Source organism: Ottowia pentelensis, from assembly GCF_964341695.1.
The window spans coordinates 1,896,708-1,919,413 of record NZ_OZ224513.1 but is presented as its reverse complement, the minus strand read 5'-3'; the positions used below and the strand labels follow the sequence as shown (position 1 = coordinate 1,919,413).

Sequence of the window (22,706 nt, the reverse complement as noted above, 5' to 3'; positions counted from 1 at the left end):
CGCCCCGGGCCCCTGCCCGCGGCGGCTTTTTCGTGGCCCCGCGCGCCATGAATTGTGTTCGCTGGCCATGCGCTGCGCACCTCCTACAATCAAACGCTTTGTCTCACAACACCGGACGCGATCGGACCACCCGCTCGGCCGGGCTCCAAGGAGGTGAAGGGCGTGCAAGGTTTGCACCTGACCGCTGATCTGTATGCGTGCCAATGCGCACCGCAATTGATGACCGACCCCGACGCCATTGCCCGGCTGTGCCGCACACAGACCGAGGCGGCTGGCCTGACCCGCGTGGACGACCGCTGGGTGCAGTTTCCAGCATGGCAAGGCCAGCCCGGTGGCGTGACCGGCACCCTGCTGCTGGCCGAATCGCACCTGGCGATCCACACTTGGCCCGAGACCGGCAACGTCACGCTCGACGTGTACGTGTGCAATTTCTCCACCGACAACTCCACCAAGGCCAGCCAGTTGCTGGAAAACGTCGTGCGGGCCTACCGACCGCAGCGCGTGGTGCGCAATCGCCTGCTGCGCGGCGACATCGGCGCGACGTCGCCCCAGGCCTCACCCGCGCCCGAGGAGGAAGGCTGGATCGTCGAGAACCTGACGCCGTCGGCGGCCTTCAGCCTGCGCGGCACGGTGCTGGAGCGCCAGAACACACCGCATCAGTCGCTGGAGCTGCTGCAAACGCCCCGCTTCGGCCGCGTGCTGCGGCTCGATGGCCGCTTCATGACGTCCGAGAAGGAAGAATTTTTCTACCACGAGGCGCTGGTGCACCCGGCCGCCATCGCCCACCCCGCGCCGCAGCGTTGCCTGATCATCGGCGGCGGCGATGGCGGCGCCGCCGAAGAGCTGCTCAAGCACCCCAGCGTGCGCGAGGTGGTGATTGCCGAACTCGACGCGCAGGTCGTCGAGCTGGCCCGCCAGGAACTGCACGCGGTGCATCGCGGCGCGCTGGACGATGCGCGCGTGCGCATCGAGATCGGCGACGGCATGGCCTATGTGGACCGCTCGCCCGGCCAGTTCGACCTGATCCTGATGGACCTGACCGACCCGGACACCCCTGCCAGCGCGCTGTACGAGCCGGCGGCGCTGGCCCGCATGCAGCGGGCGCTGGCGCCCGGCGGGGCGCTGGTGCTGCACCTGGGCAGCCCCGTGTTTCACCCGGCCCAGGTGCGCACGCTGCTGGGCCACCTGCACCAGCGCTTTGCGCAGGTCAGCCCCTACGGCCTGTACATCCCGCTGTACGGCGCCTACTGGGGGCTGGCCGTGGCGTCCGACGCGCTGCGCCCCGCCAGCCTGGCCAAGCCGGACGTGCAGGCGCGCATCGACCAGCGTGCCATCGCTCGGCTGCAGCACTACAACGCCGACGTGCACGGCGCGCTGTTCGCCCTGCCCAACTACTACCGCGCCATGCTGGCTTGAAGCGGCCCTCAGCGCGAGCGGCGGTGGCGATACACCCACGGGGGCGTGGGCCGCGCCTGCGCCCACAGGCCGGTGCGTTGCCGGCGGGCTTGGCGCTCCAGGGCTTGCAGATCACCGTCGCCGCGTGCGTAACCCGGCGCCACCCACGCCATGCCGGCTCGCACCTGGGCCTGGGCCACGTCCGCGCCCTGGCAGCGCACGCGCGCCACCGAGCGGCCATAGACGTCCTGCTCCCGGATCTCCACCTGGGCACGCTGGCGCTGGCACAGCGCGGCCAGCGCCTGCCGCGACTTGCGCCCGAACGCCTGGCGCAACTCCGGCGCGTCGATCTCGGCCACGCGCAGCCGCAGCGTGCGCTCGTGCGGCGCCTGCGGGCAGCGCACCTTGAGCGAATCGCCGTCGCCGACGCTCAGAACCCAACACAACAAGGCCGTCGCCAACACGCCTGCTTCTCCATTCGTTTCGGGGCGCCGATGGTAACGGTTGGATCACGGCGCCACCGCAGCGAGCGAGCACGGCGACAAGCCGAAAAACCGCTGCTCAAAATTGAGGCATCGCCCGCAAAGCCAGACGGGGCGCGGCTTGCGCGGCTTGTTCAGGCACTTTTCCACAAGTCGGCCCACAAGGCGCGGGGACAAATCGCGGGCTTGCGTCACGCGGAAATATCACCTTGGCTTGACGCGAAGCATCTCGTTTGGCGATGTCAAAACAAGAAATATGGTTGATAATCCAATAAGCCAACTCATTTGAAGATGCCTGAACCGCTCAGCGCGCCATGACTGCCCTCGCCCGCTCCTCCGATCGTCGATTGGACATGACCTCGCTGCGCCTCTTCGTGGCCGTGGCCGAGGCCGGCAGCATCGCGCAGGCGGCGCAGCGCGAAAACATTGCCGCCTCCGCCGTCAGCAAGCGCGTGGCCGAGCTCGAAGCCGCCCTCGGCACCGCCCTGCTCTACCGCCAGGCGCGCGGTGTCACTCTCACGCCGGCGGGCCAAAGCCTGCTGCACCACGCCCGCAACGTGCTGTACGGCCTGGACCAGCTGCACGGCGAGCTGAGCGAATACGCGAGCGGCGTGCGCGGCCACGTGCGCATGCACGCCAGCATGTCGGCCATCGTGCAGTTTCTGCCGGAAGACCTGGGGCGCTTCGTCCACGGCCACCCGCAGGTCAAGATCGATCTGGAAGAGCATTTGTCCTCCGAGGTGGAGCGCGCCGTGCTGGAGGGTGCCGCCGACCTGGGCATCTGCAACACCGGCAGCGGCGCGAGCACGCTGCAGCTGCGCCCCTACCGCGAAGACCATTTGGCATTGATTGCGCCGCCAGGCCTTGTCCCCAAAGCGCGAGCAGCTATTCATTTTGTAGACACGCTGGACTACGACCACGTCGGCCTGCACGCCGGCAGCTCGATCGCCCTGGCCATGCATCAGGCGGCGGCGCAGGCGGGCCGCAGCGTGCGCCTGCGCATTCGCGTGACCGGGCTGGACGCCATGTGCCGCATGATCGCCAACGGCCTGGGCGTGGGCGTGATGCCGCAGCGCGCCTTCGATCTCGTCCACGGCGCCAGCGCGCTGCGCTGCATCCCCTTGCAGGACGACTGGGCGCGGCGCCGCATCAGCCTGGTCGCGCGCGACTTCGCCAGCCTGCCGGTCACCGCCCGCGCCCTGGTCGAGCACCTGACGGCCGCCGGCAAGGCCTAAAATTTCAATCACCCAAAGGAAGTTCTCCGCACCATGTCCGCCCGCACGCTGTACGACAAGATCTGGGACGAGCACGTCGTCCACACCGAAGACGATGGCACCGCCATCCTCTACATCGACCGTCACCTCGTCCATGAGGTCACCAGCCCGCAGGCCTTCGAGGGCCTGCGCCAGGCGCATCGCAAGGTCTGGCGCACCAGCAGCGTGGTGGCCACGGCCGACCACAACACGCCCACCACCGGTTGGGAGCGCGGCTACGACGGCATCGAAGACCCGATCAGCAAGGAACAGGTGAGCACGCTGGACGCCAACATCAAGAGCGTGGGCGCGGCAGCGTACTTTCCGTTTCTGAACCAGCGCCAGGGCATCGTGCACGTGATCGGCCCCGAGAACGGCGCCACCCTGCCGGGCATGACCGTGGTCTGCGGCGACAGCCACACCAGCACGCACGGCGCCTTCGGCGCGCTGGCGCACGGCATCGGCACCAGCGAGGTCGAGCACGTGCTGGCTACGCAGACCCTGTTGGCCAAGAAGGCCAAAAACATGCTGATCCGCGTCAACGGCCAGGTGGCGCCGGGCATCACCGCCAAGGACATCGTGCTGGCCATCATCGGCCGGATCGGCACCGCCGGCGGCACCGGCTACACCATCGAATTCGGCGGCGACGCCATCCGCGCCCTCAGCATGGAAGGCCGCATGACGGTGTGCAACATGGCCATCGAGGCGGGCGCGCGCGCCGGCCTGGTGGCGGTCGACGACAAGACCATCGACTACGTCAAGGGCCGCGCCATGGCGCCCGGTACCGACCCGGTGACCGGCCAGTTCGTCGGCGGCCCCGAGTGGGACCAGGCCGTGGCCTATTGGCGCACGCTGCACAGCGACGAAGGCGCCAAGTTCGACGCCGTGGTCGAGCTGGACGCCCGCGCCATCGTGCCGCAGGTCAGCTGGGGCACCAGCCCCGAGATGGTGGTCGGCATCGACGCCCGCGTGCCCGACCCCGACAAGGAAAAGGACGCCAGCAAGCGCCACGCCATCGAGCGCGCGCTGACCTACATGGGCCTGCAACCCAACAAGGCCATGAGCGACATCCACATCGACAAGGTCTTCATCGGCAGCTGCACCAACAGCCGCATCGAGGACCTGCGCGCGGCCGCCGCCACGCTCAAGAAGATCGGGCGCAAGGTGGCGCCCAATGTCAAGCTGGCGATGGTGGTGCCGGGCTCGGGCCTGGTCAAGAAGCAGGCCGAGGCCGAGGGGCTGGACAAGGTCTTCATCGCCGCCGGCTTCGAGTGGCGCGAACCCGGCTGCAGCATGTGCCTGGCCATGAACGCCGACCGCCTGGAGCCCGGCGAGCGCTGCGCCTCCACCAGCAACCGCAACTTCGAGGGCCGCCAGGGCGCGGGCGGGCGCACCCACCTGGTCAGCCCGGCCATGGCCGCCGCCGCGGCGGTACACGGCCACTTCGTCGACATTCGCCAATTTGCCTGACCCCCAACCCAAGGAGCCAACCATGAGCAAGACCGCCACCCTCCTCGCCCTCGCGCTGACCTTCGTGCTGGCCGGATGCAACACCGTCAAGGGCGTCGGCCAGGACGTGCAAAAAGCCGGCGGCGCCATCGAGCGCGCCGCCGACAAATAAGCCAGGCCATCACTTCACCATGGAAAAATTCACCGTGCACAAGGGCCTGGTGGCCCCGCTGGACCGCGAGAACGTCGACACCGACGCCATCATCCCCAAGCAGTTCCTCAAGTCGATCAAGAAGACCGGCTTCGGCCCCAACCTGTTCGACGAATGGCGCTACCTGGACCACGGCGAGCCGGGCATGGACCCGGCCACGCGCAAGCCCAACCCGGACTTCGTGCTCAACCAGCCGCGCTATGCGGGCGCCTCCATCCTGCTGGCGCGCAAGAACTTCGGCTGCGGCTCCAGCCGCGAGCACGCCCCGTGGGCGCTGCAGCAATACGGCTTTCGCGCCATCCTGGCGCCCAGCTTTGCCGACATCTTCTTCAACAACTGCTTCAAGAACGGCCTGCTGCCCATCGTGCTGCCCGACTCGGTCATCGCCCGCTTGTTCGACGAGGTGCAGGCCTTTGTCGGCTACCAGCTGACGGTCGATCTGGAGCGCCAGGTGGTCGTCCAGCCCGATGGCACCGAAGTCGCCTTCGACGTGCAGCCGTTTCGCAAGCACTGCCTGCTGAACGGCCTGGACGACATCGGCCTCACGCTGCGCCACCAGGACGAGATCAAGAGCTTCGAGGCGCGCCGCCTGGCCGCCAAGCCCTGGCTGGCCCACACCTTCGGCACCCTGGGTTGAACCGGCGCGTGGTGGTGCGCCCAGGGGTTTCAAGCCAAATCAGCCTCCAGCCCGCTTGCAGAAAGCGCAAGCAGCTATTAATAAAATAGTGTCCGAGTCATGAAAATTGCAGTTCTCCCGGGTGACGGCATCGGCCCCGAAATCGTCGCCGAGGCCGTCAAGGTCCTGAAGGCCCTGGACTTGAAGTTCGAGCTGGAAACCGCCCCCGTCGGCGGCGCCGCCTACGAGGCCGCGGGCCACCCGCTGCCCGAATCCACGCTGACTCTGGCCAAGAGCGCCGACGCCATCCTGTTCGGCGCCGTCGGCGACTGGAAGTACGACCAGCTCGACCGCCCCCTGCGCCCCGAGCAGGCCATCCTCGGCCTGCGCAAGCACCTGGGCCTGTTCGCCAACTTCCGTCCCGCCATCTGCTACGAGCAGCTGGTGGGCGCCTCCAGCCTCAAGCCCGAACTGGTCGCGGGCCTGGACATCCTCATCATCCGCGAACTGACGGGCGACATCTACTTCGGCCAGCCGCGCGGTCGCCGCAGCGCCGCCGACGGGCACTTTCCGGGTGCCGAGGAAGCCTTCGACACCATGCGCTACACGCGCCCCGAGATCGAGCGCATCGCCCGCGTGGCCTTCGAAGCCGCGCGCAAGCGTGGCAAGAAGGTCACCAGCGTGGACAAGGCCAACGTGCTGGAAACCTTCCAGTTCTGGAAGGACGTGGTGATCGAGACGCACAAGGACTATCCCGACGTCGAGCTGCAGCACATGTACGTCGACAACGCCGCCATGCAGCTGGTCAAGGCGCCCAAGGCCTTCGACGTCATCGTCACCGGCAACATGTTCGGCGACATCCTGAGCGACGAGGCCTCCATGCTGACCGGCTCCATCGGCATGCTGCCTTCCGCATCGCTCAACGACAAGAAGCAGGGCCTGTACGAGCCCAGCCACGGCAGCGCCCCCGACATCGCGGGCCAGGGCGTGGCCAACCCGCTGGCCACCATCCTGAGCGCGGCGATGATGCTGCGCTTTTCGCTCAATCAGCCCGCGGCCGCCGACCGCATCGAGGCCGCCGTCAAGAAGGTGCTGGCGCAGGGCCTGCGCACGCCCGACATCCACAGCGCAGGCACGACCAAGGTCGGCACGGTGCAGATGGGTGATGCGGTGGTGCAGGCGCTGGGCTGAACCCAAAGCCCCGCTGCCCGCGCTATGCCCGGGCGGCCCCGGGCATAGCGCGGGCGCGCCGGTGCAGCGCGATGCCGAGCATGGCCAGCATGTTCCAGGCCGGCAGCCACCAGGCCAGCGCCACGGTGACCAGCGCGCACAGCACCACCACCGCGGCGCGCTGCAGTTGCCACCGCGCGGCCGGCTCGTCGAAGCCGTCAGCGCTGCGCAACGCAGGCGTGCGCAGCAGGCGTGCGATGCGCAACCAGGACAGCAGGGCCAACAGGGTCAGGTGCAGGCTGTAGACCAGCGCCGCCGTGCCCAGGTCGCCGTGCTCGGCCATCAGGCTGCAGGTGAAGGGCAGCAGGGTGATCAGGGCCAGCTGCGTCAGCTCGATCGTCATGGCCGGCTTGTCCAGCTCGTCGTACTGGCGCAGCGCGCGGCTTTGCGCCAGCCAGAACAGCGCCGTCACCCAAAAGGCCAGCAGCCAGATCAGCGCCTTGGGCAGCAGGTTTTCCAGCTCGGCGCCCAGGCTTGCGTTGCTGGCCTCGGGCAAGGCCACCAGCTTGAGGTCAAGCGCCAGCAGCGTCAAGGCCACGGCGTAGACGCCGTCCGACAGGGCTTCGAGGCGGCTCTTGGGCATCAGCAAGGTGGAGGGCATGAGGGGCTCGCAGGGCAAGCGGCAACTGTAGCCGAGGATGGCCGCCAGGCGCCCGAAAACCAGCGGTGCAGGGCCGGACTCCGGTACAATATCTCCCCATGTTCGCCGCCGAATCGTTCCTCCAGAACACCGCCGCCGCCTCGGCTGGCGTGGCGGCGTGCGCAATCATCACCAAAAAGACGACCGGCTGATCCAGCCCTGGCTCGTCGTGCGCCCTTCCTGGCCAGACGAGCCGGGCGAGCAGTGTGGCCGTTGACCGGTTTTTCACTTGTAAAGGGCTAGAAAATGAGCAGTTTGGTTGGTTTGGTCGGCTGGCGCGGCATGGTCGGCTCCGTCCTCATGGATCGCATGCAGGAGGAAAAGGACTTCGACTTGATCGAGCCCCTGTTCTTCTCCACCTCCAACGCCGGCGGCGCGGCGCCCGCGATGGCCAAGAACGAAAAGAAGCTGGCGGACGCGCACGACATCCGGCAACTGGCGCGCTGCGACATCATCGTGACCTGCCAGGGCGGCGACTACACCAACGAGGTGTTCCCCAAGCTGCGCGCCGCGGGCTGGAAGGGCCACTGGATCGACGCCGCCAGCGCGTTGCGCATGAAGGACGACGCCGTCATCATTCTCGATCCGGTCAACATGCCGGTCATCAAGAATGCGCTGGCCAAGGGCGGCAACAACTGGATCGGCGGCAACTGCACCGTCAGCTGCATGCTGATGGGCGTGGGCGCGCTGTACAAGGCCGGCCTGGTCGAATGGATGAACACGCAGACCTACCAGGCGGCCAGCGGCGGTGGCGCGCAGCACATGCGTGAACTGCTGACGCAGTACGGCACGCTGAACGCCGAGGTGGCGAACCTGCTCGATGACCCCAAGAGCGCCATCCTGGAGATCGACCGCAAGGTGATCGGCAGGCAGCGCGCCCTGTCGGCCACCGAGACCGCCAACTTCGGCGTGCCGCTGGGCGGCAGCCTGATCCCCTGGATCGACAAGGACCTGGGCGACGGCATGTCCAAGGAAGAGTGGAAGGGCATGGCCGAAACCAACAAGATCATGGGCCAGGGCGAAGGCTTCGGCACGCCGGCGATTCCGGTCGATGGTTTTTGCGTGCGCGTGGGTGCCATGCGCTGCCACAGCCAGGCGCTGACCTTCAAGCTCAAGAAGGACGTGCCGGTGGCCGACATCGAGGCCATGATCGCGGCCGACAACGACTGGGTGAAGGTGGTGCCCAACACCAAGGAAGCCACGCTCAAGGATTTGACGCCGGTGGCCGTGACCGGCACCATGAGCATCCCGGTCGGCCGCATCCGCAAGCTGGCCATGGGCCCCGAGTACCTGGGCGCCTTTACGGTGGGCGACCAGCTGCTGTGGGGCGCGGCCGAACCGCTGCGCCGCATGCTGCGCATCCTGCTGGAGCGCTGAGCGTCTTTCGGCCCGGCAGACTGGGTCGTTGTGAGCAGACAACATTGGCCGCACATGCGGCCAAACTTTGTACATGTGTCAGGACTTAACAGGCGTCTCAGCTTGTCAGTCCAATACGTTGATGTTAACGTCGATTTCCAAGTCGGTATTGGCAGGACGCCCCTGCCCCACACTCAAAAGCCATGCACAAGACCATCGTCCAGAGCCATGAGGGATTGCCCGAGCTGGCCGCCACCGCGCGTCAGCCACTCATCCGAAAAGCCGCTCTGGCCTCGGCCGTCGCACTGGCCCTTCTGGGCGCCAGCCTGGATGCCCAGGCGCTCGCCCTGGGCGCCGTCTCGGTGCGTTCGGCACTCGGCGAGCCCCTGCGGGCCGACGTCGAAATTCCGCAGATTTCGTCCGAAGAAGCTTCCACCCTGCAGGCCAGCGTAGGCACGCCGCAGGCGTTCCGCGCCGCCGGCGTGGAATACAGCCCAGCGCTGGCCGGTGCGCGTGTCACGCTGCAGCGCCGCGCCAACGGCCAGGCCTATTTGCGCATCATCGGCAGCCGGCCGATCAACGAGCCCTACGTCGGCGTTCTCATCGAGGCCAGTTGGGCCAATGGCCGCGTCGTGCGCGACTACACCTTGCTGCTCGATCCGCCGGACCGTGAGGCCTTGCCGGCGGTGGTGGCGACCCAGCCTCAGGCCCCGGCGCCCGCACGTCCCGCCGTCGCCGAACAGACCACGCCACGTCCCAGCGCCACGCCCGCGCCCAGAGCCGCACCCCGACCCGAGCGCACGGCAACCACAGCCGGCGGCGAGCAGATCACCATCCAGCGAGGCGACACCCTCTCGCGCATTGCCGGCGCCCACGCCATCGACGGCGTGTCGCTCGACCAGATGATGGTTGCCCTGCTGCAGGCCAATCCCGACGCCTTCATCCGCGGCAACGTCAACCTCATCAAGGCCGGCGCCGTGCTGCAAATGCCCAGCGCCGAGCAAGCCCGGGCCACCCCGCGCCAAGCCGCGCGCAGGGCCGTGGTGGCGCAAAGCAAAGACTTTCAGGCCTATCGCCACGCCGTGGCCAAGGCGGCGCCGGCGCAACCCAATGAGGCCAGCGGAGGCCAGACGGCCAGCGGCAGCGTGCAGGCGCAGGTGAGCGACCGCAAGGCGCCAGCGCCCACCCCCGACCAACTGAAGATCAGCAAGGGCGGCGCGCCGGGCGGGGCCGAAACCACCGCGGCGCTCTCGCGCCAGGCGCAAGAACAGGCCGACCGCGAAGCCGAGCTCAAGCGCAACATCAGCGCGCTCAAGGACCTGACCAGCACGGCCAGCGCTCCCGCGACAAGCGCTCCCGCCCCAACACCTGCGGCAGCGGCCGCCAGCAGCGAGGCCCCGGGCGTGAACGTTCCTCTGGCTGCCGGTGCCACCGCGGCTGCGACGGCCGCCTCCGCCGCGACGGCCGCTGCGGCAAGCACCACCTCCACCGAAACCAGCGCTGTAGCGCCGGCCCCCGACGCCAGCGCGGCTGCCACGGCCGAGACGGCGGCCGCGGCGGCATCGACGCCCGCAGACGTGGCATCGGCCACCGTCGCCGCCGCCACCGCACCCGCGCCCGCGCCCGCGGTTGCTGCACCCGCGCCGGCCCCGGCGGCAGAGCCTTCCTTCCTCGACGGCCTGACGGACAACCCCCTGCTGCCCATGGCAGGCGCCGGCCTGATCGCGCTGCTGGCCGGCCTGGGCATCTACCGCGCCCGCCAGCGCAAGCAAAAGGACGCCGCACGCGACAGCGAATTCATCGAAAGCCGCCTGCAGCCCGACTCGTTCTTCGGCGGCAGCGGCGGCCAGCAGGTCGACACCAAGGAGCGTGCCAGCGGCGGCTCCTCGTCCATGGCCTATTCGCCCAGCCAGCTCGACGCCGCGGGCGACGTGGACCCGGTGGCCGAGGCCGACGTCTACCTGGCCTACGGCCGCGACATGCAGGCCGAGGAAATCCTCAAGGAAGCCCTGCTCACCCACCCCGGCCGCATCTCGGTGCACCGCAAGCTGGCCGAGATTTATGCCAAGCGCCGCGATGCCCGCGCGCTCGAGGCGCTGGCCACCGAGGCCCATACGCTCACGCAAGGCGACGGCCCCGACTGGCAAGCCATTGCCAGCCTGGGTGCCGAGTTGGACCCCAATAACCCCTTGTACAAGCCCGGCGGCATGCCGGTGCCCAAGGTGGCGCCGGCCAGCGCCCGCCGCCAGTTCGGCGCCGACACCGAGCCGCAGACGGCACAGGTCATTCTGGGCAAGGACAAGGATGAAGCCACGTCCACCGGCCGCCCGCCACTCGACCTGAACCTCGACCTGGGCGAATCGGTGCGCCAGGCCGCGCCCAAGCACAGCACGCCCGCCGGGCTGGGCGCCGCGGCCGTGACGGCGGCTACGGGAGCCGCCATTGGCGCCGTGGCCGCTGCGGCCGACAGCGTGCCGACGTCGGCCCGCCAGGCTCTGGACACGCCCGCTCCGGTCAAGGCCGACAGCGAGTTCGTCGACCTGGACCTTGGCATGGACTTTGCCCCGCCGTCCGAATTGGCCGCCACGTCCGCACCGGCGCCCGCGCTGGCGGCCGCGCCCTTGGCTGCCTCGCCAAAATCCAACTCCGGCATGATCGAGTTCGACATGGATGCGCTGTCCGTCGACCCCGACTCGCGCTCGGGCGACATCAAGACCGAGCAGCCCGATGATGCCGACGACAACCCGCTGTCCACCAAGCTGTCGCTGGCGCAGGAGTTCCGTGCCATCGGCGACATCGACGGTGCGCGCACCCTGGCGTCCGAGGTCGTGGCCGAGGCCACGGGCGCGCTCAAGGTTCGCGCCGAGCGCTTTTTGACGGAGCTCTGATCCGCAGGCTCTGGGTCCCACAGGCCTCACGCCAGCCGGCGCCCGCGAGGCGCCGGTTTTTTTGCTGAGGGTTTTTAAGTGGGCCTGGCGCGCCACAATCCGCCCATGACCCGAATTGCCCTGGGGCTCAGCTTTGCCGGCACCCGCTACCACGGCTGGCAAAGTCAGCCGTCCGGCCAGACCGTACAGGACCGGCTGGAGCGCGCCCTGCTGCAATTTGCCACCCAGCCCCTGCACACCCTGTGCGCGGGCCGCACCGACGCCGGGGTGCATGGCCTGATGCAGGTGGTGCACTTCGACACCACGCTGCAGCGCGAGCCGTTTTCGTGGGTGCGCGGCACCAATCGCTACCTGCCGCCCGACATCGCCGTGCAGTGGGCGCAAGCAGTACCCGATGCCTTCCATGCCCGCGCCAGCGCCCTCGCCCGCCGCTACACCTACATCGTCCTGCAGTCCCCGGTGCGCCCCAGCCTGGACGCCGCGCGCGTGGGTTGGAGCTTTCGCCCGCTCGACGGCCCGGCGATGCGCACGGCTGCGGCCCATCTCGAAGGCGAGCACGACTTCAGCTCCTTTCGCGCCAGCCTGTGCCAGGCGCTGTCGCCCGTCAAGCAACTCGCCCCCATCGTCATCGAGCAGCGCGGTGCCTACTGGCGCTTCGATTTCGAGGCCAACGCCTTCCTGCACCACATGATCCGCAACATCATGGGCTGCCTGATCCAGGTCGGCCAAGGCCTGCACCCGCCCGACTGGCTGGGCGAGGTGCTGCAGGCGCGCGACCGCGACGCCGCCGCGCCCACCTTCGCGCCCGACGGCCTGTACTTTCGCGGGCCGGTGTACGCCGAGCACTGGGGCCTGCCGACGCGCACCGCAGCCTATGATTGGCTGCCATGAAAAATCACGCCCCCACGCTCCCCGCTGCGCGTGGTTCGCTGCCCCCCGAGGGGGCTCGCGCCGCCTTGGGGTGGCCCGGCGGCGGCGCGGCCACACGTGCCGGTCCCCGCACCCGCATCAAGATCTGCGGCCTGACGCGCGAGCAGGACGTGGATGCCGCCGTGGCTGCCGGCGTCGACGCGGTGGGCTTCGTGCTCTACGCCAAGAGCCCACGTCACGTCACGCCGCAGCGGGCGGCCGAATTGGCGCGGCGCCTGCCGCCGCTGGTGACGCCGGTGCTGCTGTTCGTCAACGCAAGCGCTATAGAAATAGAAGCTGCCACCGCCCTGCTGACGCCGTCCATCTTGCAATTTCATGGTGATGAAACACCCCAGGCGTGCGCCGCGGCCGCGCAGCGCGCCCATTGCCCCTTCTGGCGCGCGGCGCGCATGCCGGTCGACGCCGCCAGCGGCTTCGACTTGGTAAAATTTGCCCACGATTACAGCGCCGCCCAGGCCCTCTTGCTGGATGCCCAGGTCGATGGCTACGGCGGCGGCGGAAAGACATTCGATTGGTCACGCCTGCCACCAAACGTTCCCGCTCACCTCGTCTTGTCTGGTGGGCTCACACCTGCAAACGTGAGCGCAGGTCTTGCGGCGCTGCGCGGCCGCGGGCATTCGCTCGCGGTTGACGTCTCGTCCGGCGTCGAAGCCGATGGCCCTGGGGGCAGCACGCTCAAGGGCATCAAGGACGCCGAAAAAATCATGCGTTTCGTCGCCGCCGTGCGCGCGAGCGATGCGCACTTTGCAGGATTGAACACCCCATGATCGACTATCACCAGCCCGACGCCAGCGGGCACTTCGGCCGCTACGGCGGCAGCTTCGTGAGCGAGACGCTCACCTACGCCATCAACGAGCTGAAAGACGCCTACGCCAAATACCAGCACGACCCGGACTTCCTGAGTGAATTCAGGTACGAGCTGGCGCATTACGTCGGCCGCCCCTCGCCCATCTACCACGCCGCGCGTACCAGCCGCGAACTGGGGGGCGCGCAGATCTACCTCAAGCGCGAGGACCTCAATCACACCGGCGCGCACAAGATCAACAACGTCATCGGCCAGGCCATGCTCGCCAAGCGCATGGGCAAGCCGCGCATCATTGCCGAAACCGGCGCCGGCCAGCACGGCGTGGCCACCGCCACCATCTGCGCGCGCTATGGCTTGGAATGCGTGGTCTACATGGGCAGCGAGGACATCAAGCGCCAAAGCCCCAACGTCTACCGCATGAAGCTGCTGGGCGCCACCGTGGCCCCGGTCGACAGCGGCAGCAAGACCTTGAAGGATGCGCTGAACGAGGCCATGCGCGACTGGGTGGCCAACGTGGACAACACCTTCTACATCATCGGCACCGTGGCCGGCCCGCACCCCTACCCGATGATGGTGCGCGACTTCCAGAGCGTGATCGGCACCGAATGCCTGACGCAGATGCCCGAGCTGGCCGGCCAGCAGCCCGACGCGGTGCTGGCCTGCGTGGGCGGCGGCAGCAACGCCATGGGCATCTTCTACCCCTACATCCCGCACGAGCAGGTGCGTCTGATCGGCGTCGAGGCCGCGGGCGAAGGCCTGGACTCTGGCCACCATTCGGCCAGCCTGGAGCGCGGCAGCCCCGGCGTGCTGCACGGCAACCGCACCTACATCCTGCAGGACGCCAACGGCCAGATCACCGAAACGCACAGCATCAGCGCCGGCCTGGACTACCCCGGCGTCGGCCCCGAGCACGCCTGGCTGAAGGACAGCGGCCGCGCCGAATACGTGGGCGCGACCGATGCCGAGGCGCTGGCCGCCTTTCATCACCTGTGCCGCGTCGAGGGCATCATCCCCGCGCTCGAATCCAGCCACGCCTTTGCCCACGCGCTCAAGCTGGCGCCCACCATGCGGCCCGACCAGTCCATCCTGGTGTGCCTGTCGGGCCGGGGCGACAAGGACATCGGCACCGTGGCCGACCTTCAGGGTGCCGACTTCTACGACCGCCCCTCGATGCGCGGCCACGTGGTGAAGGGGGCCAAGGCATGAGCCGCATCACCGCCACCTTCGACACCCTCAAGGCCCAGGGCCGCAAGGCGCTGGTGCCCTACGTCACCGCCGGCTTTCCCTATGCCGACATCACGCCCGCGCTGATGCACGGCATGGTCGCCGCCGGCGCCGACATCATCGAGCTGGGCGTGCCCTTCTCCGACCCCAGCGCCGACGGCCCCGTGATCCAGAAGGCGGGCGATCGTGCGCTGGCGCTGGGCATCGGCCTGACGCAGGTGCTGGCAATGGTCAAGGCCTTTCGCGCCAAGGACCAGACCATCCCCGTGGTGCTGATGGGTTACGCCAACCCCATCGAGCGCTACGAGCAGCAGCATGGCGAAGGCGCCTTCGTGCGCGATGCATCCGCCGCCGGCGTGGACGGCGTGCTGGTGGTGGACTATCCGCCCGAGGAATGCGCCGAGTTCTCCGCCGCGCTCAAGGCCGCGGGCATGGACCTGATCTTTCTGCTGGCCCCCACCTCCACCGACGAGCGCATGCAGCAGGTGGCCCAGGTGGCCAGCGGCTACGTGTACTACGTGTCGCTCAAGGGCGTCACCGGCTCGGGCGCGCTCAACACCGACGAGGTGGGCGCCATGCTGCCGCGCATTCGCCAGCACGTGCACATCCCCGTCGGCGTGGGTTTCGGCATCCGCGATGCCGAGACCGCCCGCGCCATCGGCCGGGTCGCCGACGCCGTGGTCATCGGCAGCCGGCTGATCCAGCAGATCGAGCAGCAGCCGCACGAGCGCGTGGCCGCCGCCGCCGCCGACTTTTTGCGCCCGATCCGCGCCGCCCTCGACGCCTGAGCGCGCCACCCCCAAAGGAACCCAACATGAGCTGGCTTGAAAAACTGCTGCCCCCCAAGATCCAACCCAGCGACGCCGCCGAGCGCCGGCAGATGCCCGAGGGCCTGTGGATCAAGTGCCCCGAGTGCGACACGGTGCTGTACAAGACCGACCTGGAGCAGAACCAGAACGTCTGCCCGCACTGCGGCCACCACCACCGCATCGGCGCGCGCGAGCGGCTGAACGTCTTTCTCGACGGCGAAGGCCGCTACGAGATCGGGCAAGAGGTGGTGCCGGTCGACGCGCTCAAGTTCAAGGACAGCCGCAAGTACCCCGAGCGCATCAAGGAAGCAATGGAAAACACCGGCGAAACCGACGCGCTGGTGGTGATGGGCGGCGCCGTCAAGAGCATCAGCGTGGTGGCCGCCGCCTTCGAGTTCGACTTCATGGGCGGCAGCATGGGCAGCGTGGTGGGCGAGCGCTTTGCGCGCGGCGTGCACACCGCCATCGAGCAGAAGGTGCCCTTCATCTGCTTTACCGCCACCGGCGGCGCGCGCATGCAGGAGGGCCTGATGAGCCTGATGCAGATGGCCAAGACCAACGCCGCCCTCACCCGCCTGGCCAAGAAGGGTCTGCCCTACATCAGCGTGCTGACCGACCCCACCATGGGCGGCGTCTCGGCCGGCTTCGCCTTCGTGGGCGACGTGGTCATTGCCGAGCCCAAGGCCCTGATCGGCTTTGCCGGCCCGCGCGTGATCGAGAACACCGTGCGCGTCAAACTGCCCGAAGGCTTTCAGCGCGCCGAGTTCCTGCAGGACAAGGGCGCGGTCGACTTCATCTGCGACCGGCGCGAGCTGCGCGACAAGGTCGCCAGCATCCTGGCCATGCTGCAGCGTCAGCCGGCGGATGCAGTGGAGTAACTCGCGACCCGCCGGCGCGCGCGCAAAGTCACGCCGCCCCCATCATCACTGCATTGCCCAGCAGCCCCGCCTGCAGCGAGCCGATGACGATGCCCAGCACCTGCAGCACGACGACAGCCAGCAGGGGCGACAGATCGATTCCGCCGACCAGCGGGATCACGCGGCGCAGCGGCGCCAGCATGGGCTCGGCCAGGCGCTCCAGCACGTCGGTCAGCAGGGTGCGGTTCTGCATCCATGACATCACGGCCGCGACGATGACGATGGCCGTGCCCACCGACACCGCCAGCTTGCCCACCCCCAGCAGCGCCAGCACCGGCAGCACACTCCAGCGCTGGCTGGCCAGCAGGCTCATCAGCATGGCGTACTGCACCAGCTTGAGCAGCCACACCGCCAGCAGGCTGGCCACGTCCAGGTGCCCGCCCGCGGGCAGCAGGCGCTGCAGCGGCAGCACCAGCCAGTCCGACAGGGCCTGCACGAAGCGCCCCACCGGGTTGGCGAAGGACATGCGGCGCCAGCGCATGGCCAGCCGCAGCAGGCAGGCCGCGCCGACCAGGGTGACGGCCACTTCGACCAGGAAGGTTAGGATCTCGAACAGCATGCGGGTGCGGACATCGGGTTGGGTTGGAACATGCGTACGATGATAGCGGCCCCCACCCGCGCCCCGACACCACGCCCATGACCGCCCTCACCTTGACCGCCCTGCCCCTGTTTCCGCTCGACACCGTGCTGTTTCCGGACGGCGTGCTGCCGCTGCAGGTGTTCGAGCCGCGCTACCTCGACATGGTGGGCCGGTGCCAGCGCGCCGGCGCGCCCTTCGGCGTCGTGGCGCTGGCCCAGGGGCGCGAAGTGCGCGCGGCCGGCGCGCCGCCCGAGCAGTTGGCCTCCATCGGTACGCTGGCGCACATCCGGCGCCTGGAGCAGCCCCGGCCCGGCCTGCTGCTGATCGAATGCGTGGGCGGCGATGGCTTTCGCATCGAGCGGCCGAGCCTGCTCAAGCACGGCCTGTGGGTGGCCGACGTGAGCCTGCTGGCGCGCGACACGCCCATGGCCGTACCGGACGACCTGCGCTCCGTGGCCGAGGCCCTGCGCCGGCTGCTGGCCGATCCGCGTGCGCATCTGCACGCCACCGGCGCGCCCGCGTCGGACGGCGACGAGCGCTTCGACGACTGCGGCTGGGTGGCCAACCGCTGGTGCGAGCGGCTGCCCCTGCCCACCGCCGCCCGCCAGCGCCTGCTGGGCATCGACAGCCCCCTGCTGCGGCTCGAACTGGTGGCCGACCTGCTGGAGCGCGCGGGAATCGACTCCGGCCCCTCGGCGTGAACTATTAATTTGATAGCTTCTCGCGCTTTATCGGCACCGGGAATTGGTCGAATCGACCGCAAAATCAGACTGCCTTACCGTTGCGAGCCAACAAGTCGGTAACCAAGCAAGAGCAATCGGCCACCAAGGCACAGCCAGCCGACCAGGACGGCCATGCCGCTCCTTGAAACCGATTGCTCCATGTCTCACTCCTCTTTTGCTTGTGATGACTCGCTGCCCGATGCGGCCGACTCAAAGCGGAAACACGGCCTTGATCCACAGAGCGTTACCTTGCGTGCCGTTCTTGACGTTGCGCTCGAATTGCCACTTGGCGGTCATGAACCAGCCCTTGCCGCCGTCGTACTTGAGGCTTGGCCCGATCGCCATGCCGCTGGTCTTGCTGTCGGCCAAGCTCACACCGGCCTGTCGGTCCAAGCGGGTCTGCTGGCGGTAGTAACCACCGACCCCGAGCGTCCAGCCGTTGCCCAGACCCCAGCCTGCGGCATAGTCGAAGTGGAACTCCTGGCCCGACGTGTAGTCGGTGTCCTTGTTGCGCTGGTTGAAGAGGTAGCCGATGCGCAGGTCGCCGTTGAAACCCTTGGGGTCCACATAATTCAATAGATACAACGGCTCGATCGACGCATAGTTGCGCCCGATGTTGGCCATGTCGTTCTTGTTGTACCCCCCCGTGGGGAGGGTGAGATCCAGCGCCACGGCGCTGTGAAACTGCGGACTGTGGGTGTACCCGATACCGACACCGATCGTCATGTCACCCACACCGGACTTGCTCTGGCTGGCGCCCATCGCGCTGACTTTCAGATTCACGAGTGGCAGCAGCGCATGCGTGGCCAGGTCACCGCCCAGGACCTTGACGCCTGGCACCCACACCAGACGGGGCACGATGGCAGTGGCCTGGACCTTGAATCCCGGGATGCCCATGCTGTTTCCTCTCGAATCGTTCATCCGGTCGGCCGAGTAGTGGTTCGCATAGATCAGGCCGTAGACGCCGGGCGGCGCCCCGGCGCCCGCCATGAAATTCTCGCTGCCGTTGGCGTAGGTCGAGCCGCCACCTTCGGTGGCGTGGGCGGCACCAGCCAGGGCCAACAGGCTGGCGGCCAGAAATTTGGCGGATGAGTTCATGCTTGTCTCCAGTCTTCCGAGTTGAATGCCCTGAGGGGCGTAGAAACGCCCTGAGGGGCGTAGACGAACAGCTTTCGAGACCCGCCGGTAGCGCTTGGCTTGGCCGGGCGCGTCGGACGCCGACACGGACAGGTTCTCGAGTCAGAGTAAAACGGCGTGCTTCATCGGATCGTCCGCGGGACTGGCGACCAACTTGATGCGAGACACGCACAACAGCGCAACCAGGCCAATCGCGGCGACGGCGTAGCCGATGGCGCTGTAGCCGAACGCGACAACCAGCGTGCCACTGAGAAACGGCCCGATGGCAGAGCCGGCCATCACCATGGCCGGAGTCGATGCAACAGCCCTGCCGCTGGGATCCAGCCTGGCGATCAATCCAAAAAGAAAGACATGGCTGAAGATCATCACGAACACATAGACGCTGGTCGCTGCGGCGTACACCCCGAAGTTTTGTGACTGAGTGATCGTCAGCGCCAACGCCCCTTGGAGAATGGGTGCGGCCATGCCCACCGTGCGCGGGCTGACCTTCTTTTGCAGGGCAGCCGCAATTACGGCGGGGAACAAGTTGGCGAAGCCCACCGCGATGAGCACCATGTTGGCGCGCTCCTGGCCAAATCCATGGTCTACGCCAATGCGCTCGACGTAGCTGAACATCATGGCCTGGTTGAGAGTCAGCAGCACGACGGTGACGATGGCAAGCCATGCGGCACCTGGGATCTTCGACGTGCTGTGATGCGCTTGCCTATCCACCGAGCGCGCTTCCCCAGGCGGAAAGAACAGGGCCGACGCGACGACTGCGATGACCATCAAGACGAAGAAGACCAAAAACAGTGCATGGCCGCCATGAGCGGCAATGATCTTGGGAACGGCGCCGAAGAAGAGAATCCCAAACACACCGACTGCAAACTGAACCAGCGCAAACAGCCGATGCGGATTGCTGCTTCGACCAATGACGCCATGGGTGAAGGTGAGGCCGCACCCGACGCCAACCCCGGCAACAAAGTGCAGCACAGCCAGGATCGGAAACGCAACCTGCTTCGATGCCGCGAAGAAGGCCACGGCCGTAAGGACATAGCCCAGCGTCGCCATCCAGCGCCGGGGCAGGCGATCGAATCGAGGCGCGAGCGTCACGCTGGTCAGCGCCACCGCCATCAGGAACAGCGTGACCAGACCACCGGCCTGCTGCGGATCGAACTTGTAGTGCTGCACCAGGGTGCCGACCCACAGCGGCAGGGCCACCATGTCGACCATGCCTGCCACGTGCGAGAGCATGAGCACGGCACGCCCGCGAAAACTGTCGATTTTTGTCATGGTGTGTTTCTTTGAAGGCTAGGCACTGGGTTGAGATCGGGCTACTGACGGGGCCGGCGGGTCATTCGTCGCTGACGAGCCCCCCGGCCAGGATGATTTCTGTGGTCGCGGCGAAGTGCTCGCCGAGTAGGCGGCATGCGGCGTCGGCGTCGCGCGTCATCGCCGCGTCGAGCAGCGCGCGGTGTTCGCCATCGACGTCGCGGCCGCGCTCGTGTGTGCTGCTCTTGGCCAAGTTGCGGTAGCGCTCGGACTTGTCGTAGAGCAGCCCGCACAAGCGCAGTGTCCACGGCGAAGCGCAGCCGTCGACCAGCGCTTCATGAAAGGCACGATGCGCCGCCGACCAGGGCGCGTCGCGCTCGGGCGATGTCGGAGGCGGCGTGCGCGACAGACGGTGAAAGCAGCTGAGCAACCGCGACTCCCATTCGATGTCGCCGTGCGCGATCGCCTCGCGCAGCGCCATCTGCTCGACGCGCGAGCGCGTCTGCGCCAGGTCCAGCAACTCGGCGCGTGACACCGGCGTGACATGAAAGCCGCGCTGCTCCTCCAGCGCCACCAGCCCTTCGGTGACCAGCCGCGACAGCGCCTCGCGCACCGCGGTGGCACCGACGCTGTAGCGCTCGCTGAGCGCCTGGATGCGCAGCCGCTCCTGCGGCAGCAGCTCGCCGCACAGGATGGCCACGCGCAGCCGTTCGAAGGCAACGGCGGTGAGGCTTTTCACGGGGGCGCTGGCGGCAAAGGTTTCCATACGGGTCGGTTCATGGGCTTCGCCGAGCTCGGTCGGCAAGGCCGCAATTCGGCCCGATCCGTGCGCCGCGCGCATCGTTCATTTGAACCAATCGATTTCTCTGTGGTTTATCGACGATCCGTTCCATACGATGTGATTCATTGATTCATCGGTGATCGCACCAAGCGGAGAACCTTCCCATGAGCCCCATCCAGGACATCGCCTTCGTGCGCTACCAGGTCACCGACCTGGAGCGCATGCAGGGCTTTCTTGCCGACTTCGGCCTGCACACCGCGGCGCGCACGCCGCAGGCGCTGTACTCGCGTGCCGCCGGCGCGGCGCACCATGTGCACGTCGCCGAACTCGGGCCGGAGAACGCCACCGTCGGCTTCGGCCTGCTGGCGCGCAGCGCCGAGGCGCTGCGCGAAGTGGCGCAACGCGTCGGCCAGCCCGTGCAGCCGAACCCCGAGCCGGGCGGCGGTGAACGCGTACGTTTCACCGACCCGTGCGGCTTCGCCGTCGACGTGATCCACGGTCAGGCGCAGCACGCGCCGCTGCCGGCGCGCGCAGCGCTCGCCTTCAACGACGCGGCCAGCCGGCGCCGTCTCGGCCAGCCGATTCGGCTCGGGCCGCAGCCGTCGTGCGTGATGCGGCTTGGCCATCTGGCGCTGCTGGTGGCCGACTTCCCGAAGATGCTGGCCTTCTACCGCGATCTCCTCGGCTTCGTGCCGTCCGATACCTACTGGGCCGGCAGTGAGGCCAACACCATCGCCGCCTTCATGCACTGCGGCCTGGGCGAGCAATGGACCGACCATCACACGCTGGCGCTGATCAGTGCCGAGGACGGCCGCAGCCGCTTCGACCACAGTGCCTTCGAGGTGATCGACCTAGACGACGTGATGCAGGGCGGCGAATGGCTGAACCAGCGCGGCCATTCGCACTCGTGGGGCGTTGGACGCCACATCCAGGGCAGCCAGATTTTCGACTACTGGCGCGACCCCTTCGGCCACAAGATCGAGCACTGGACTGACGGCGACCTGGTCAACGACCGCACGCCGGTCGGCCACGCACCGATTTCGCCCGACGAGCTGAAGCAGTGGGCGCCGCCCATCACCCCGGAATTTTTCGCCTGAATCTCTTGACCACCTGACCAAAGGACCCGTCCCCATGAAACTTGCCCGCTACACCATCGACGGTCACACCACGATCGGCGCCGTCGTCAATGACCGCGTGATCGAGATCGCCACGCTCGCCCCCGCCGCCCCGAAGACCATCCGCGAGCTGCTCGCCCTTGGCCCGGCCGGCCGCGCCCGCATTGCCCACGCCTTGGAAACCGACCCGAAAGGCACGCCGCTCGCCAGGGTGAAGCTTGAAGCGCCGATCCCCGACGCGCAGAAGTACATGGCCATCGGCATGAACTACCACGACCACGCGGAGGAATCGCGCAAAGCCGGCGTGCCGGTGCCGAAGAACCAGCTGTGGTTCAACAAGCAGGTGAGCTGCATCACCGGCCCCTACGACCCGATCTACAAGCCTCGCGTGTCCGAGAAGATGGATTACGAAGCGGAGATGGGCGTCGTGATCGGCAAGCGTTGCCGCTACGTGAAGGCCGAGGACGCGCGCAGCGTGGTCGGTGGCTACTTCGTTGCCAACGACGTGACCGCGCGCGACTGGCAGTTCAAGAGCCCGACCTTCACGCTCGGCAAGAGCTTCGACAGCCACGGCCCGATCGGCCCGTGGATCACCACCGACGACGAGATCACCGACCCGCACGCGCTGGACATGAAGCTGTGGGTCAACGGCGAACAGCGCCAGCACGCCAGCACCGGCGGCATGATCTACAACATCTGGCAGCAGATCGAAGAACTGTCGCAGGTGATGACGCTCGAGCCGGGCGACCTGATCGCCACCGGCACCTGCGCCAACGTCGGCATCGCGCTGGGCAAGTTCCTGCAGCCGGGCGACGTGGTGCGGGTCGAAATCGAGAAGCTCGGCCACATCGAGAATCGGGTCGAGGCCGAACCTTCGCCCCGGGCCTCTTGAGCCATCGCCGCCATCTGCTGTGA

General features: G+C 67.8%; 22 protein-coding genes. 16 read left to right on the top strand and 6 right to left on the bottom strand.

The window, feature by feature from the left end; genetic code table 11:
* Positions 1–153 precede the first annotated feature (153 nt).
* Entirely contained in the window at positions 154–1,416 is a 1,263-nt protein-coding gene (gene speE / locus ACWHMB_RS09335; RefSeq protein WP_377479220.1) for a polyamine aminopropyltransferase, read from the top strand.
* Between the two features lie 8 nt (positions 1,417–1,424).
* On the opposite strand, the gene ACWHMB_RS09330 is transcribed toward speE, so the two are convergent.
* The gene (locus ACWHMB_RS09330) at positions 1,425–1,859 is read right to left on the bottom strand and encodes a thermonuclease family protein (RefSeq protein ID WP_377479217.1); all 435 of its coding nucleotides are present in this window, start codon (positions 1,857–1,859) and stop codon (positions 1,425–1,427) included.
* Positions 1,860–2,191: 332 nt separating this feature from the next.
* On the opposite strand from ACWHMB_RS09330, the gene ACWHMB_RS09325 reads away from it, so the two are divergent.
* From ACWHMB_RS09325 to leuB, 5 genes are all read left to right on the top strand, one after another.
* Positions 2,192–3,112, top strand: a complete 921-nt coding sequence (locus ACWHMB_RS09325; protein WP_377479214.1) for a LysR substrate-binding domain-containing protein — start codon at positions 2,192–2,194, stop codon at positions 3,110–3,112.
* Between the two features lie 33 nt (positions 3,113–3,145).
* The gene (gene leuC / locus ACWHMB_RS09320; protein WP_377479211.1) at positions 3,146–4,600 is read left to right on the top strand and encodes a 3-isopropylmalate dehydratase large subunit; all 1,455 of its coding nucleotides are present in this window, start codon (positions 3,146–3,148) and stop codon (positions 4,598–4,600) included.
* A 22-nt stretch (positions 4,601–4,622) separates the two neighbouring features.
* Positions 4,623–4,751 carry an entericidin A/B family lipoprotein gene (locus ACWHMB_RS09315; RefSeq protein WP_293221493.1) on the top strand — a complete coding sequence of 43 codons (129 nt, stop codon included), beginning with the start codon at positions 4,623–4,625 and terminating at the stop codon, positions 4,749–4,751.
* Positions 4,752–4,770: 19 nt separating this feature from the next.
* Positions 4,771–5,427 (top strand): 3-isopropylmalate dehydratase small subunit, encoded by a 657-nt coding sequence (leuD, locus tag ACWHMB_RS09310; protein ID WP_377479208.1) that lies wholly within the window; start codon positions 4,771–4,773, stop codon positions 5,425–5,427.
* Positions 5,428–5,526: 99 nt separating this feature from the next.
* Positions 5,527–6,597, top strand: coding sequence for a 3-isopropylmalate dehydrogenase (gene leuB / locus ACWHMB_RS09305; RefSeq protein ID WP_377479205.1), 1,071 nt, complete (start codon positions 5,527–5,529; stop codon positions 6,595–6,597).
* Positions 6,598–6,619: 22 nt separating this feature from the next.
* Here leuB and ACWHMB_RS09300 read toward each other — a convergent pair whose 3' ends face one another.
* Positions 6,620–7,237, bottom strand: a complete 618-nt coding sequence (locus ACWHMB_RS09300; RefSeq protein ID WP_293221488.1) for a TMEM175 family protein — start codon at positions 7,235–7,237, stop codon at positions 6,620–6,622.
* Between the two features lie 285 nt (positions 7,238–7,522).
* On the opposite strand from ACWHMB_RS09300, the gene asd reads away from it, so the two are divergent.
* From asd to accD, 7 genes are all read left to right on the top strand, one after another.
* Entirely contained in the window at positions 7,523–8,653 is a 1,131-nt protein-coding gene (asd, locus tag ACWHMB_RS09295) for an aspartate-semialdehyde dehydrogenase (protein WP_377479201.1), read from the top strand.
* 182 nt (positions 8,654–8,835) lie between these two features.
* Positions 8,836–11,520, top strand: a complete 2,685-nt coding sequence (locus ACWHMB_RS09290) for a FimV/HubP family polar landmark protein (protein WP_377479198.1) — start codon at positions 8,836–8,838, stop codon at positions 11,518–11,520.
* Positions 11,521–11,625: 105 nt separating this feature from the next.
* On the top strand, positions 11,626–12,411 hold the full coding sequence (gene truA, locus ACWHMB_RS09285) for a tRNA pseudouridine(38-40) synthase TruA (protein ID WP_377479195.1): 786 nt from the start codon (positions 11,626–11,628) through the stop codon (positions 12,409–12,411).
* Positions 12,408–13,217 carry a phosphoribosylanthranilate isomerase gene (locus ACWHMB_RS09280; RefSeq protein ID WP_377479242.1) on the top strand — a complete coding sequence of 270 codons (810 nt, stop codon included), beginning with the start codon at positions 12,408–12,410 and terminating at the stop codon, positions 13,215–13,217. Before truA ends, ACWHMB_RS09280 begins: the two co-directional genes overlap by 4 nt.
* Positions 13,214–14,461: a tryptophan synthase subunit beta gene (gene trpB, locus ACWHMB_RS09275; protein ID WP_377479193.1), complete on the top strand. Its 1,248-nt coding sequence runs from the start codon at positions 13,214–13,216 to the stop codon at positions 14,459–14,461. The genes ACWHMB_RS09280 and trpB overlap by 4 nt, the downstream gene beginning before the upstream one ends.
* Positions 14,458–15,267: a tryptophan synthase subunit alpha gene (gene trpA / locus ACWHMB_RS09270; RefSeq protein WP_377479190.1), complete on the top strand. Its 810-nt coding sequence runs from the start codon at positions 14,458–14,460 to the stop codon at positions 15,265–15,267. The genes trpB and trpA overlap by 4 nt, the downstream gene beginning before the upstream one ends.
* 26 nt (positions 15,268–15,293) lie before the next feature.
* Positions 15,294–16,166, top strand: coding sequence for an acetyl-CoA carboxylase, carboxyltransferase subunit beta (gene accD, locus ACWHMB_RS09265; RefSeq protein ID WP_377479187.1), 873 nt, complete (start codon positions 15,294–15,296; stop codon positions 16,164–16,166).
* Between the two features lie 28 nt (positions 16,167–16,194).
* On the opposite strand, the gene ACWHMB_RS09260 is transcribed toward accD, so the two are convergent.
* A complete protein-coding gene (locus ACWHMB_RS09260; RefSeq protein WP_377479185.1) occupies positions 16,195–16,764 on the bottom strand; it encodes a YggT family protein in 570 nt (189 codons plus the stop codon).
* A gap of 77 nt (positions 16,765–16,841) precedes the next feature.
* Here ACWHMB_RS09260 and ACWHMB_RS09255 point away from each other — a divergent pair, with 77 nt between their 5' ends.
* Positions 16,842–17,486: an LON peptidase substrate-binding domain-containing protein gene (locus ACWHMB_RS09255; RefSeq protein ID WP_377479183.1), complete on the top strand. Its 645-nt coding sequence runs from the start codon at positions 16,842–16,844 to the stop codon at positions 17,484–17,486.
* A 231-nt stretch (positions 17,487–17,717) separates the two neighbouring features.
* Here ACWHMB_RS09255 and ACWHMB_RS09250 read toward each other — a convergent pair whose 3' ends face one another.
* The 3 genes from ACWHMB_RS09250 to ACWHMB_RS09240 form a co-directional block, all read right to left on the bottom strand.
* Positions 17,718–18,605 carry a SphA family protein gene (locus ACWHMB_RS09250; RefSeq protein WP_377479180.1) on the bottom strand — a complete coding sequence of 296 codons (888 nt, stop codon included), beginning with the start codon at positions 18,603–18,605 and terminating at the stop codon, positions 17,718–17,720.
* 141 nt (positions 18,606–18,746) lie between these two features.
* Entirely contained in the window at positions 18,747–19,916 is a 1,170-nt protein-coding gene (locus ACWHMB_RS09245) for an MFS transporter (RefSeq protein ID WP_377479177.1), read from the bottom strand.
* A gap of 61 nt (positions 19,917–19,977) precedes the next feature.
* A complete protein-coding gene (locus tag ACWHMB_RS09240) occupies positions 19,978–20,736 on the bottom strand; it encodes a GntR family transcriptional regulator (RefSeq protein WP_377479174.1) in 759 nt (252 codons plus the stop codon).
* Between the two features lie 104 nt (positions 20,737–20,840).
* On the opposite strand from ACWHMB_RS09240, the gene ACWHMB_RS09235 reads away from it, so the two are divergent.
* Positions 20,841–21,773, top strand: a complete 933-nt coding sequence (locus ACWHMB_RS09235) for a VOC family protein (protein ID WP_377479171.1) — start codon at positions 20,841–20,843, stop codon at positions 21,771–21,773.
* 34 nt (positions 21,774–21,807) lie between these two features.
* Complete coding sequence (locus ACWHMB_RS09230) at positions 21,808–22,683, top strand: fumarylacetoacetate hydrolase family protein (RefSeq protein WP_377479168.1); 876 nt, start codon at positions 21,808–21,810, stop codon at positions 22,681–22,683.
* Positions 22,684–22,706 lie beyond the last annotated feature (23 nt).